Source organism: Rahnella bonaserana (assembly GCF_019049675.1).
Lineage (GTDB): Bacteria > Pseudomonadota > Gammaproteobacteria > Enterobacterales > Enterobacteriaceae > Rahnella > Rahnella bonaserana.
Genome location: NZ_JAFMOW010000068.1, coordinates 155,844 through 168,791, shown reverse-complemented (window position 1 = coordinate 168,791; position 12,948 = coordinate 155,844). Strand labels below are relative to the sequence as shown.

13 protein-coding genes are annotated in these 12,948 nt (G+C 53.0%); 11 read left to right on the top strand and 2 right to left on the bottom strand.

Going from position 1 to position 12,948, the window contains the following annotated elements:
- Nucleotides 1-23 precede the first annotated feature (23 nt).
- From ltaE to J1778_RS22450, 3 genes are all read left to right on the top strand, one after another.
- Nucleotides 24-1,037 carry a low-specificity L-threonine aldolase gene (ltaE, locus tag J1778_RS22460; RefSeq protein WP_217175043.1) on the top strand — a complete coding sequence of 338 codons (1,014 nt, stop codon included), beginning with the start codon at nucleotides 24-26 and terminating at the stop codon, nucleotides 1,035-1,037.
- A gap of 84 nt (nucleotides 1,038-1,121) precedes the next feature.
- On the top strand, nucleotides 1,122-2,576 hold the full coding sequence (locus tag J1778_RS22455) for a DUF2867 domain-containing protein (RefSeq protein ID WP_217175042.1): 1,455 nt from the start codon (nucleotides 1,122-1,124) through the stop codon (nucleotides 2,574-2,576).
- 155 nt (nucleotides 2,577-2,731) lie between these two features.
- Nucleotides 2,732-3,766: an NAD-dependent epimerase/dehydratase family protein gene (locus J1778_RS22450; RefSeq protein ID WP_217175041.1), complete on the top strand. Its 1,035-nt coding sequence runs from the start codon at nucleotides 2,732-2,734 to the stop codon at nucleotides 3,764-3,766.
- A gap of 37 nt (nucleotides 3,767-3,803) precedes the next feature.
- On the opposite strand, the gene J1778_RS22445 is transcribed toward J1778_RS22450, so the two are convergent.
- The gene (locus tag J1778_RS22445; protein WP_238484855.1) at nucleotides 3,804-4,652 is read right to left on the bottom strand and encodes an N-acetylmuramoyl-L-alanine amidase; all 849 of its coding nucleotides are present in this window, start codon (nucleotides 4,650-4,652) and stop codon (nucleotides 3,804-3,806) included.
- Nucleotides 4,649-4,975, bottom strand: a complete 327-nt coding sequence (locus J1778_RS22440) for a heavy metal-binding domain-containing protein (protein ID WP_112287284.1) — start codon at nucleotides 4,973-4,975, stop codon at nucleotides 4,649-4,651. Before J1778_RS22440 ends, J1778_RS22445 begins: the two co-directional genes overlap by 4 nt.
- Before the next feature lie 189 nt (nucleotides 4,976-5,164).
- On the opposite strand from J1778_RS22440, the gene J1778_RS22435 reads away from it, so the two are divergent.
- The 8 genes from J1778_RS22435 (at nucleotide 5,165) to J1778_RS22400 (ending at nucleotide 12,835) form a co-directional block, all read left to right on the top strand.
- Entirely contained in the window at nucleotides 5,165-5,746 is a 582-nt protein-coding gene (locus J1778_RS22435; protein ID WP_217175040.1) for a lipoprotein, read from the top strand.
- A 210-nt stretch (nucleotides 5,747-5,956) separates the two neighbouring features.
- Nucleotides 5,957-6,685 (top strand): arginine ABC transporter ATP-binding protein ArtP, encoded by a 729-nt coding sequence (gene artP / locus J1778_RS22430; protein ID WP_217175358.1) that lies wholly within the window; start codon nucleotides 5,957-5,959, stop codon nucleotides 6,683-6,685.
- A 47-nt stretch (nucleotides 6,686-6,732) separates the two neighbouring features.
- The gene (gene artJ / locus J1778_RS22425) at nucleotides 6,733-7,464 is read left to right on the top strand and encodes an arginine ABC transporter substrate-binding protein (protein WP_217175039.1); all 732 of its coding nucleotides are present in this window, start codon (nucleotides 6,733-6,735) and stop codon (nucleotides 7,462-7,464) included.
- A 12-nt stretch (nucleotides 7,465-7,476) separates the two neighbouring features.
- On the top strand, nucleotides 7,477-8,193 hold the full coding sequence (gene artQ / locus J1778_RS22420; RefSeq protein WP_217175038.1) for an arginine ABC transporter permease ArtQ: 717 nt from the start codon (nucleotides 7,477-7,479) through the stop codon (nucleotides 8,191-8,193).
- Nucleotides 8,193-8,861 carry an arginine ABC transporter permease ArtM gene (gene artM, locus J1778_RS22415; protein WP_013574752.1) on the top strand — a complete coding sequence of 223 codons (669 nt, stop codon included), beginning with the start codon at nucleotides 8,193-8,195 and terminating at the stop codon, nucleotides 8,859-8,861. The genes artQ and artM overlap by 1 nt, the downstream gene beginning before the upstream one ends.
- 225 nt (nucleotides 8,862-9,086) lie before the next feature.
- The gene (locus J1778_RS22410; protein ID WP_129638982.1) at nucleotides 9,087-9,821 is read left to right on the top strand and encodes an arginine ABC transporter substrate-binding protein; all 735 of its coding nucleotides are present in this window, start codon (nucleotides 9,087-9,089) and stop codon (nucleotides 9,819-9,821) included.
- A gap of 273 nt (nucleotides 9,822-10,094) precedes the next feature.
- Nucleotides 10,095-10,982 (top strand): cytidine deaminase, encoded by an 888-nt coding sequence (cdd, locus tag J1778_RS22405; protein WP_217175037.1) that lies wholly within the window; start codon nucleotides 10,095-10,097, stop codon nucleotides 10,980-10,982.
- Between the two features lie 155 nt (nucleotides 10,983-11,137).
- Nucleotides 11,138-12,835 (top strand): NAD-dependent malic enzyme, encoded by a 1,698-nt coding sequence (locus J1778_RS22400; protein WP_217175036.1) that lies wholly within the window; start codon nucleotides 11,138-11,140, stop codon nucleotides 12,833-12,835.
- The last annotated feature ends 113 nt before the right edge of the window (nucleotides 12,836-12,948 follow it).

Genomic DNA, 12,948 nt, shown 5'->3' with positions numbered 1-12,948 from the left:
CATTCACCCAGAAGGAAGCCACGTTGATCGACTTACGCAGTGATACCGTAACCCGCCCCAGTGAAGCTATGCGTCAGGCCATGGCCAGCGCTGAAGTCGGCGATGATGTCTACGGCGATGACCCAACGGTAAATGCTTTACAGGATATGGCAGCAAAACTATGCGGCAAAGAAGCCGCGCTGTTTTTACCGACCGGTACGCAGGCCAATCTGGTGGCGTTACTGACGCATTGCCAGCGTGGCGAAGAATATATTGTCGGCCAGAAAGCCCACAACTATATGTATGAAGCAGGCGGCGCAGCGGTACTCGGCAGTATTCAGCCGCAGCCTCTGGACATGGACGCAGACGGTTCTATTCCGCTGGATAAAGTTGCCGCAGCCATCAAACCCGATGATATCCATTTCGCCCGCACCCGTCTGCTAAGCCTGGAAAATACGCACAGCGGCAAAGTGCTTCCGCTGGATTATCTGCAAAAGGCCTACGCGTTCACCCGCGAAAAAGGACTCGCATTGCATATCGACGGCGCGCGCATTATGAATGCGGCCGTGGCGCAGAACGTTGAACTGCGTGAAATTACACAGTATTGCGACACGCTGACCATTTGCCTGTCGAAAGGTCTGGGTGCGCCGATTGGATCTCTGCTGGTCGGCAGTAAAGAGTATATCCAGCGAGCTAACCGCTGGCGCAAAATGACCGGCGGCGGTATGCGTCAGTCGGGCATTCTGGCGGCAGCGGCGATTTATGCGCTGGAAAATAACGTCGCACGTCTGAAAGATGACCATGACAATGCGCAGTGGCTGGCAGAAGAACTGAGCAAAATCGGCGTGGAAATCGCGGAACCCGGCGCGCAAACTAACGTGCTTTACATCAAACAAAGCCCGGAGCTGGCAGCGAAAATGGGCCCGTGGATGCGTGAACGTGGTGTGATCATCAGCGCAGGTCCCGTGACCCGCGTGCTGACACACATTAATATCAGCCGCAAAGACCTGCAAAAAGTGGTCGCACTGTGGCAGGAGTTCCTGCACCAGCACGCCTGATAGTCCGTTACGTCTGCGGCGGTAACCTGCGGGTTATCGCCGTACTTTCTGAATCCCCTCCCTACACTGACTGAGCAAATGGAAATGCCAATCTCGACACAAACTGGCCGGGTCGTCATTCTCGGTGCCAGCGGCTATATCGGACAACACCTTACCGCACACCTGAGCCGGAATGGTTTTCAGGTTACCGCAGCCGCGCGCCGGATAGAGTGGCTGCAACAGCAAAAGTGGCCGCATGTGCGCTGCTGCTTTGCTGATGTTTATCAGAGTAAAACGCTGGCTGCCGCCTTTGAAGGCGCTGACGTGCTGGTGTATCTGGTTCACGCCATGACGGAAGATGATGACCTGCTGGAGAAAGAACGGCAGGCCGCGCAGCATACTTTGCTGGCACTGAAAGATTCTCAGATAAAGCACATCGTTTATCTCGGATCGATGCAGCCGGAAGACAATCATTCCCCGCATCTACAGGCCAGAAAACTGACCGGTGATTTGCTGCGCATGAGCAATATTCCGGTGACCGAACTGCGCACCGGCATTGTCATTGGCGCGGGTTCAGCGGCGTTCGAAGTGATGCGGGACATGGTCTATAACCTGCCGGTACTGACACCGCCACGCTGGGTGCGCTCGAAATCCTCACCGGTTGCGCTGGAAAACCTGCTCAATTATTTACAGGGGCTGGTGACGTTACCGGCCACTGAGAATCTTATTCTGGAAGCCGCCGGGCCGGAGTACATCAGCTATCAGACGCTGTTTGAACGCTTTATCGCCATGAGCGGAAAACGCCGCTGGCTGATCCCCATTCCCCTGCCGACCTCTTTCGTTTCGGTGTATTTCCTCAGTCTGATCACGTCGGTGCCGACCTCGCTCGCAAAGGCACTGATTCAGGGGCTGAATCATGATCTGCCCGCCGACAGCGCGGAGCTGCAAAGATTAATTCCGCAGAACCTGATTGCAATTGATGACGCGATCCGCAACACGCTTGCACAGGAACAACAGCAGGTCATGGATTCGCCGGACTGGGGATATGACCCGGATGCCCGCGCGCGCTGGCGTCCCGGTTATGGTTACTACCCGAAGCAGGCCGGATTTACACTGGAAACGTCTGCATCAAAAGCCTCGCTATGGAAAATCGTGCAGCAGCTTGGCGGTCAGGAAGGCTATTTTTATGCCAACGGATTGTGGAAAACCCGCGCACGTATTGACGATTTACTCGGCGGCGGTGTGAAATACGGTCGCCCGGATCGGGATTTCCTGAAAATTGGCGATAAAATTGATGGCTGGAAAGTGATCGGACTGAAACCTCAGCGCGAACTGGCGTTGCTGTTCGGCATGAAAGCCCCGGGTTTAGGGCGTCTGACCTTCACCATCACCGATAACGGTGAAAGCCGCAGTCTGGATGTCCGTGCGTGGTGGCACCCTGCCGGTTTCAGCGGTCTGCTGTACTGGTTCAGTATGATGCCCGCTCATCAGTTTATTTTTCGTGGCATGGCAAAGCGTATCGCCAGCCTGGCACGTCAGAAAGATCGTTGCGGACGCTAAAGAGGGTTAATTAATCCGCTTTCGCACACAGCTTGCATCCTTTCTCATTGCAACCCGCACAATTTCACGAAAGAATGGCACCCTTATTGCTCTGGGGTGCCAGAACTCCGACGCAGCAAACATTTTTCTCTATTTATGAAGGCATTGGCCTGTATATGAAGGTTTTGGTTACCGGCGCGAGCAGCGGTTTAGGGCGTAACGCTGTCGAGTTTCTGCGGAATAAAGGCATTAAAGTCAGAGCGACAGGCCGTAATGCCGCTATGGGCTCACTTTTGCAGAAAATGGGCGCAGAATTTATTCATGCCGATCTCACCACGCTTATCTCCTCGCAGGCAAAAGCGCTGCTGGCCGATATCGATACTGTCTGGCACTGTTCAGGACTGATGTCGCCGTGGGGCAGCGAACAGGAATTCGAACTGGCGAATGTGCGCGCGACGCGGCGTCTGGGCGAGTGGTCTGCGGCTTATGGCGTGGAAAACTTCGTTCATATTTCATCGCCGGCCATCTATTTCGATTTCCATCATCACCGGGATATTCAGGAAGACTTCCGTCCGCATCGTTTCGCCAACTCTTTTGCGCGCAGTAAAGCCGCCGGTGAGCAGGTGATCCACACGCTGGCGTTGTCTAATCCGCAGACCCATTTCACTATTTTGCGGCCACAAGGGATCTTCGGTCCGCACGATAACGTGCTGTTACCGCGTCTGATGCAAATGCTGAAATACGGTGGAACACTGATGCTGCCGCGCGGCGGTGAAGCGCTGGTGGACATGACGTATGTGGAGAACGCCGTCCATGCGATGTGGCTGGCGACCCAAACTCAAGCCACAGAATCCGGCCGCGCATTCAATATCACCAATCAGCAACCTCGCCCGCTGCGTACGCTGGTCAAACAGCTGATGGAAAATCTGGATATCAAATACCGCATCCGCTCGGTGCCGTATCCGCTGCTGGATATGATGGCACGGGGCATGGAGCGCATCAGTAAAAGCTCGCATAAAGAACCGGTACTGACGCATTACAGTGTGGCTAAACTGAATTTTGACCTGACGCTGGATACCCGACGCGCGCAGAAAGAGCTCGGCTACGTGCCGGTGATATCGCTCGATCAGGGAATTATCCGCACCGCCGACTGGCTGCGCGATCACGGTAAACTACAGGGGCTGCACGGTATCGGGCCAAAACGTGACTAACACACGTGCGGCTGACCGCAAAGGTCAGCCGCGCTGATCAGCTATTTGAATCCGGGAACTGCTGCAACAACGCCTGCGCAATGGCTTCGGTCTGAGCATCTGCATTCCCGCGATAATCACTCTGCCTGAAATGCATCTGGAACGCCGCAATCACCCGCTTTTGTTGCTGCGGTGTCATATTTTCATCCACCGTATATCCGTAGGCTTTCAGCAACGCCAGTAAATGCGCCTGATCCACCGGCTGTTGCGGATTGCGACCCGCCATATACTGCTTCACTAAATTCGCATCTGGCCAGGCGCCCACGCCGCGCTTCGCCATTTCCTGCCACGGGAACAACGGCCCCGGATCGTCCTTGCGCTGCGGCGCAATATCACTGTGCCCCAGCACATTGCGCGGCTCAATCTGATAGCGCGCGACAATCTCTTTGCTCAGATTTGCCAGCAAATCAATTTGCGCGGGCGGGAACGGATAGAACTTTTTGCCGAGCAAATAATGGCTGTAGCCTTTGTTCTCCAGCTCAATACCCACCGACGTATCGTTCAGATTGGTACGCCCGCGCCAGCCGCTGGCCCCCGCGTGCCAGGCACGCATGTTTTCCGGCACCAGTTGCCATGCTACCGGTTTACCCTCTTCCAGCGGCGGTTGTGCCGGAATAAGGTAATGCGCGCTGACGTGCTCATCGGTTAGCGTAGTTAATGCGTTGTGGAAATCTTCAGCAGTGTAGTGGATGACCAGAAAGCGGATCCGCTGATCCGCACCCTGCGCCTGTCGCGTAGTTTCCAGCCGGAACGTTGCATCGTCCGGCTGTTGGCTGGCGTGCTGACAACCGGCGAGCATCAGTAAAGCGGCGGTTAACAGACCACGCCTGATACACTGGCCGATCATTTGCGATGCACAATGACAGCCGTACCGGAGACGCTCACCATCAGCATGCTGCTGTCTTTGCCCACGGTTTCATAATCGATATCAATACCGACAACCGCGTTAGCGCCGCGCTCTTTCGCCTGTTCTTCCAGTTCACGGAAGGCAATTTCACGCGCCTTACGCAGCTCTTTTTCATACGCGCCTGAACGCCCGCCGACGATATCGCGCACACCGGCGAAGAAATCGCGGAAAATATTCGCGCCTAAAATCGCCTCGCCCGTCACTACGCCACAGTATTCAGCGATAGTGAAACCTTCGAGGGTCGGAGTGGTTGAAACTTGCATGAGTATTCCTTATCAGTTGTCGTCCAAAGCCTGCCATTAATTTCATTTACAGCATAAACCATGCGTGCGGGATCGGGGTATCAGCCGGTGACTGATTTTCTCTTCGCCATGCATTAAGCCAAATCGGTTTTATACTGTATGGTAAAGAAAGTCATGGTGAAAATGTTCAATCTTTCAGTAAGGAATACAATGAAAAAGAAAACTCTTGTCGCCGCAATCCCGTTGGTATTCATGTTAAATGCCTGCACCACGGTCGAACCTGCATACAAGGACATTGGCAGCCGTACCGCACCGTGCGTTGACGGTGGCCCGGACAGCGTGGCTCAGCAATTCTATGATTTCCGCATCAAACAAGGTGGCAGCGGTATACCGAACTCCAGCCAGCTTGCCGCTTACCGGCCTTACCTGAGCACGGCGTTGTATAATGCGTTACTCAAAGCGCAGTCACAGCCTAAAGTCGATATCGCCGCCACACCAAATGAAAAAGCCGGTACCGGCGCAGTTGATGGCGACATCTTCTCCAGCCTGTTTGATGGCCCGACGTCCGCTTCCGTAGACAGCGCTTCTACCATTCCGAACACTGACGCCCGCAACATTCCTCTGCGCGTAACCTTCACGCATGAGAAAGACAAAGGCGCATCCACGAGCTGGAAAGATGAAGTGTTAATGGTGCGCGAAGGCAAATGCTGGACCGTCGATGATGTCCGCTACATGGCGAATCTTGATTTTGCTTCCAGCGGAACATTACGCCAGGTTTTAGAACACCAGTAACCCGTTCAGCTTTCTAAAAAACCACGCGAAAACGGTTGGTCAGTGATGAATAACGTCATTGACCAACACCCCCGTCACAGATAGTTAACAATATGTTGTGCTAGACTTTAGCCTTCCTGCGGCAACACATAATTTTTAAGCCGCGATCGTTGCATAACTATGCTGTGGAAGTTACCATCTGCGGCATCAATGGCTATTCACTATTTGCGCATGAGTATTCAACTTAACAGCATCAACTGCTTCTACGGCGTGCATCAGGCGCTTTTTGACATTCAGCTTAACTGCCCCGCCGGTGAGACTTTGGTTTTACTCGGGCCAAGTGGTGCAGGTAAAAGCTCCCTGTTACGTGTTCTGAACCTGCTGGAAATGCCGCGTTCAGGTACGTTGCAAATCGCCGGTAATACCTTCGATTTCACCCGTAAACCGGACGAGAAAGCCGTTCGCGAACTGCGTCAGAATGTCGGAATGGTGTTCCAGCAATATAATCTGTGGCCGCACCGCACCGTGCTCGACAACTTACTGGAAGCCCCAATGCGTGTTCTGGGTCTGACCAAAGATGTCGCGATGCAACGCGCTCAGAAATTGCTGACCCGTCTGCGTCTGACCGATTACGCGGATCGTTTTCCGCTGCACCTTTCCGGTGGCCAGCAACAGCGTGTGGCGATTGCCCGTGCGCTGATGATGGAGCCTCAGGTTCTGCTGTTTGATGAACCCACTGCGGCGCTGGACCCGGAAATCACTGCCCAGATCGTCAGCATTATTCGCGAACTGGCCGGTACCGGAATTACCCAGGTTATCGTGACCCATGAGGTTGAAGTGGCGCGTAAAACCGCCAGCCGCGTGGTGTACATGGAAAATGGCCGTATCGTCGAACAGGGTGATGCCTCCATTTTCGCCCAGCCGCAAACCAAAGAGTTTGCCAGCTATCTTTCCCATTAACTGTATTTTCACCAATACATTGATTGATGTTTTCTACGGAGTTAGCGATGAAAAAATTAGTAATTGCCGCGGTTCTGGCTACCGTCAGCTTGTCAGCCAGCGCTGCTGATACCATCCGTTTTGCGATGGAAGCGTCTTATCCTCCGTTTGAGTTTGTAGACTCCAGCAATCAGATTCAGGGCTTCGACGTCGATCTGGCTAATGCAATGTGTAAAGAGATGCAGGCGACCTGTACTTTTACTAACCAGGCCTTCGACAGTCTGATCCCAAGCCTGAAATTCCGCCGTTTTGACGCGGTGATTTCAGGTATGGACATCACTCCTGAGCGTGAAAAACAAGTGTCCTTCACCAACGCTTACTACGATAACTCCGCTATCTTCATTGCGCATTCTGGTCAGTTCGCTGACGTTGCTGCGCTGAAAGGTAAACGTGTCGGTATGCAAAACGGGACTACCCATCAGAAATACCTGATGGATAAGCACCCGGAAATCACTGCTGTGCCATACGACAGCTATCAGAATGCCGTTCTGGATCTGAAAAATGGTCGTCTGGACGCCGTATTTGGTGATACCGCAGTGGTGAACGAATGGCTGAAACAGAACAAAAACCTGTCCGCTGTCGGTGATAAAATCACTGATCCGACCTACTTCGGTACCGGTCTGGGTGTTGCAGTTCGTCAGAACAATACTGAATTGCTGACTAAACTGAATGATGCTCTGGCAAAAGTGAAAGCAGACGGCACTTACAAAACGCTGTATTCAAAATGGTTCCAGCAATAAGTTTGCCTATCAATGACTGAATTCCAACCTTTAGCAAGCGCCGCCGGGATGACCGTCGGCCTTGCCGTTTGTGCGCTGATCCTCGGCCTGGTGCTGGCGATGATCTTCGCTGTCTGGGAATCCGCGCCGTGGAAGCCACTTAGCTGGCTGGGCACCGCGTGGGTCACCGTGCTGCGCGGCCTGCCGGAAATTCTGGTGGTGCTGTTCATCTATTTCGGTTCTTCTCAGCTGCTGATGGTGCTGGCCGACGGCTTTAGCATCAATCTTGGTCTGTTCGCCATTCCGGTAAAACTGCCGATCGAGAACTTTGAAGTCAGCCCGTTCCTGTGTGGCGTGATCGCCCTTTCCCTGCTGTATTCAGCTTATGCATCGCAGACCTTACGCGGCGCACTGAAAGCCGTGCCGCAAGGTCAGTGGGAATCCGGTCAGGTGCTGGGCATGAGAAAATCGGCAATTTTCTTTCGCCTGATCATGCCGCAAATGTGGCGTCATGCATTACCGGGATTGAGCAACCAGTGGCTGGTGTTGCTGAAAGATACCGCGCTGGTGTCGCTTATCAGCGTGAACGACCTGATGCTGCAAACCAAAAGCATCGCGACCCGTACTCAGGAGCCGTTTACCTGGTATGTAATTGCGGCCTGCATTTATCTGCTTGTCACCCTGTTCAGCCAGTTCGTGATTAAACGCATCGAACTGCGTACCACCCGCTTTGAACGGAGTGCTTCCTGATGTGGGAATATTTACCTGAAGTCCTCAAAGGATTGCACACCAGCCTGACGCTGACCGTGGCGGCGCTGATTGTGGCGCTGCTGCTGGCGATGATTTTCACCGTCATTCTGACGCTGAAAGTGCCGGTAGCCAGCCAGATTGTAAAGGGTTACATCACGCTGTTCACCGGTACGCCGTTGCTGGTGCAAATCTTCCTGATTTACTACGGTCCGGGTCAGTTTCCTTCGATCCGTGAAATTCCGTGGTTATGGGAAGTGCTCTCACAGCCATGGCTTTGCGCGATGTTTGCGCTGGCGCTGAACAGCGCGGCCTATACCACGCAGCTGTTTACCGGCGCGGTGCGCGCTATTCCTTCCGGTCAGTGGCAATCTTGCGAAGCGCTGGGTATGTCAAAACCGCAAACCCTGCGCATTCTGCTGCCGTACGCCTTTAAACGCGCACTGTCGTCGTATTCCAACGAAGTGGTGCTGGTCTTTAAAAGTACCTCGCTGGCCTACACCATCACGCTGATGGATGTTATGGGTCACAGTCAGCTGATGTATGGGCGCACGTATGACGTGATGGTCTTTGGTGCCGCCGGTGTGGTGTATCTGTGCGTGAACGGATTACTGACCCTGATGATGCGTCTGATTGAACGCCGTGCACTGGCGTTTGAACGCCGCAACTGATTAAGCAGAAAACATATGAAGGGACGAGAAATCGTCCCTTTTTTTGTGCGCGTAAAAGCGGCCTTATTTCATTTTATAATTTTTTAATCGAATTTATTGCATATAAATTCATTTAATGGCACCTTAATTACCGGTCTCACTTCCTGCCAGTTACCCGATTATTTTAATAAAATCAGTAAACTGTACCGTGAAGGGAATGTCATTTTTTGAACAGGAATGTATTGCATGAAAAAGCTGATCCTCGCTGCCCTTTTGTCTGCCACTGCTTTTGCAGCCACCGCTGCGGATACTATTCGTTTCGGTACTTCCGCCACCTATCCGCCGTTTGAATCGATCGGTGCTGATAATCAGATTATTGGTTTTGATATCGATCTGGCGAATGCGCTGTGTAAGCAAATGCAGGAAACCTGTACTTTTACCAATCAGCCGTTTGATGGTCTGATCCCGGCGCTCAAATTCCGCCGTTTCGATGTCATTATTTCCGGGATGGACATTACCGAAGAGCGCAGCAAGCAGGTCACTTTTACCCAGCCTTACTACGCCAATACCGCGATGATTATCGGGCCAAAAGGCAAGTTCGCGTCCATTGCTGACCTGAAAGGCAAACGTGTCGGGCTGGAAAATGGCACCACTCACCAGAAATACCTGATGGAAAAACATCCTGAAATCACCACCGTCGGTTATGACAGCTATCAGAATGCGATTCTGGATCTGAAAAGTGGTCGTCTGGACGGCCTGTTAGGCGACACCGCCGTGCTGAATGGCTGGCTGAAATCCAATCCAAATCTGGGTGAAGTGGGCGAACTGATTAAAGATCCGCAATACTTCGGTACCGGCGTCGGTATGGCGGTGCGTCCTGATAATAAGGAATTGCTGGCGAAACTGAACACAGCGCTCGAGGGCATCAAAGCCAACGGTGAATTCCAGAAGATCAATGACAAGTGGTTCCCGTCCCACTGATTCCCCGTCATCCTTCGGGCTGACTCTGCGTTGGCCGCGTTACTCGGCGCGGTCACATACTGATGTATGCTCCCGGGGCTCACTCAGTTGCCGCCGGGATCCAGCTCGAAAGATTTTGGGGAACGGACTAAAAAGGCGACTGTTCTGCGTGACATCTCTCAAAAATGTAATGAGTCACAACTTATTACATCGAAAAAGTGACATTCATCACACTACATTCATGGAATGACTTTTAAACTGTTCAACCGTAATCACTGTCGAGATCGAATGTTTATGCACGCACGTTTTCATACCGCCTTCGCGGCACTCCCTGAAAATTTATCCTCTGCACTTGAGCCATTTCTGCGACATGACGACTTTCCGGCAATGTTCTCTGCGGCGGATGTTGCAGAGATAAAACAAGCGACAGGATTAAATGACGATGCGCTGGCCTTTGCTTTACTGCCGCTGGCCGCCGCCTGTTCCGTCACGCCAATTTCTCATTTCCACGTCGGCGCAATTGCCCGCGGGATTTCCGGCAATCTGTATTTCGGTGCCAATATGGAATTCGCCGGTGCGCCGATGCAGCAAACGGTTCACGCCGAGCAATCCGCAGTCACCCACGCCTGGCTGCGTGGCGAAACCCGTCTGGCTTCTATCACCGTGAACTACACCCCTTGCGGTCACTGCCGTCAGTTTATGAATGAGCTGACCAGCGGAACGGCGCTGAATATTCATTTGCCGGACAGAGACGTCGCAACACTGGGTGATTATCTGCCCCATTCATTCGGGCCGAAGGATCTGGATATCACCACCCTGCTGATGGATAAAGTCGATCACGGTTTCAAAATAGATACGGCTGACCCGCTGGCGCTGCTTGCGCTTGATGCCTGTAACCAGAGTCATGCGCCTTACAGCAAATCGCACAGCGGTGTGGCACTGGAAACATCCACCGGCAAACAGTTTGCTGGCCGCTACGCAGAAAACGCCGCGTTTAACCCAAGCCTGCCTCCGTTACAGGCCGCATTAATCTTACTAAATATGTCAGGAGAAGATTGCCTGAACGTTCGCCGCGCGGTGCTGGTTGAGCAAAAAGAGGCGCTGATCATCCAAAACGATGCCACCCGCGCCACCTTGAAAGCCCTGGGCTGTCAGGATGTCACCACGCTGACCTGCAGATAGTGTGAGCGGGTTAACACTAAAGACTCCATTTCCGGAGTCTTTAGTTACATAACATTGTCATTACATTTGTCATTTGAAATCCTTATTTCCTCTCTGTTACCCTCACCGCTCCGAAATATAAAAAACAACATTCTGAATACCGGAAGAGTAAAACGATGGAACTTGAATACGAAAGTAAACGTCCCCTGTACATCCCTCACGCTGGCCCGATCCTGTTAGAATTCCCGCTGCTCAATAAAGGCAGTGCGTTCACCGAAGAAGAACGCAGCAATTTCAACCTCCACGGGTTGCTCCCGGAAGCGGTGGAAACTATCGAGGAACAAGCCGACCGCGCCTACCGCCAGTTTCAGAATTTCAAAACCGACATCGATAAACACATCTATCTGAGAAACATTCAGGACACCAACGAGACGCTGTTCTACCGCCTTCTCGACAGCCATCTCAGTGAAATGATGCCGGTGATTTATACCCCGACCGTCGGCGAAGCCTGCGAACACTTTTCTGATATTTACCGCCGCGCACGTGGCCTGTTTATCTCTTATCCGAACCGCGCTCACATCGATGACATGCTGCAAAACGCCACCAAACAACACGTAAAAGTTGTGGTAGTGACTGACGGTGAACGCATTCTTGGCCTGGGTGATCAGGGCATCGGCGGGATGGGTATTCCGATTGGTAAGCTGTCTCTTTACACCGCCTGCGGCGGCATCAGCCCGGCTTACACCCTGCCGGTAGTGCTCGATGCGGGAACAAACAATCCGCAACTGCTCAATGATCCGCTGTATATGGGCTGGCGTCATCCGCGCATTACCGGCGAAGAGTACGAAGCCTTCGTCGATCAGTTCATTCAGGCAGTAAAAATCCGCTGGCCAAACGTATTGTTGCAGTTTGAAGATTTCGCGCAGAAGAACGCCATGCCGATCCTTGAACGTTACCGTGATGAGCTGTGCTGCTTTAATGATGATATTCAGGGCACCGCGTCAGTCGCACTGGGCAGCCTGATTGCCGCCAGCAAGGCCGCCGGGGGCAAACTGAGTGACCAGACTGTCGCCTTCCTCGGTGCGGGCTCTGCCGGTTGTGGTATCGCCGAGCAAATCGTTGCACAGATGAAATCAGAAGGCCTGAGCGAAGAAGAAGCCCGCGCGAAAGTCTTCATGGTTGACCGCTTTGGTTTGCTGACCGACAAACTGCCAAACCTGCTGAATTTCCAGAGCAAACTGGTGCAGAAAAGCAGCGCACTGACAAACTGGGGCATGGCGAATGACAGTATTTCATTGCTGGATGTCGTGCGTAACGCAAGGCCAACGGTGCTTATCGGCGTATCCGGCCAGCCGGGTCTGTTCACCGAAGAAATTATCCGCGAAATGCATAAGCATTGTGCGCGTCCGGTGGTGATGCCGCTGAGCAACCCGACATCGCGCGTGGAAGCCACGCCTGCCGACATTCTGAACTGGACTGATGGTGCCGCGCTGGTCGCTACCGGCAGCCCGTTTGCACCGGTGAGCTACAAAGGTCAGATCTACCCGATTGCCCAGTGCAACAACTCCTTCATCTTCCCTGGCATCGGTCTGGGTGTGATTGCCTCAGGCGCGACACGTGTGACTGACGGTATGCTGATGGCTGCAAGCCGCACTCTGGCAGAATGTTCTCCGCTGGCCACTGAAGGTAAAGGTTCCCTGCTGCCGGACGTCGACGATATTCAGGGTGTGTCTAAATGCATCGCGCTGGAAGTCGGTAAAGCTGCACAATTGCAGGGTGTGGCGATGGTGACGTCGGAAGATACTTTGTCCAAAGCGATTGAACACAACTTCTGGGCCCCGCAATACCGCAGCTATAAACGCACCTCTTTCTGATAGCGTTTGCGTCAAAAGCTGACCGGCCATGATCCAGACCAATGCCTCGCGCATTGGTCTTTTTTTTCGGCTAAATTGCAGCGCATTACGCAAATTCGAAAGTAATTACCTGA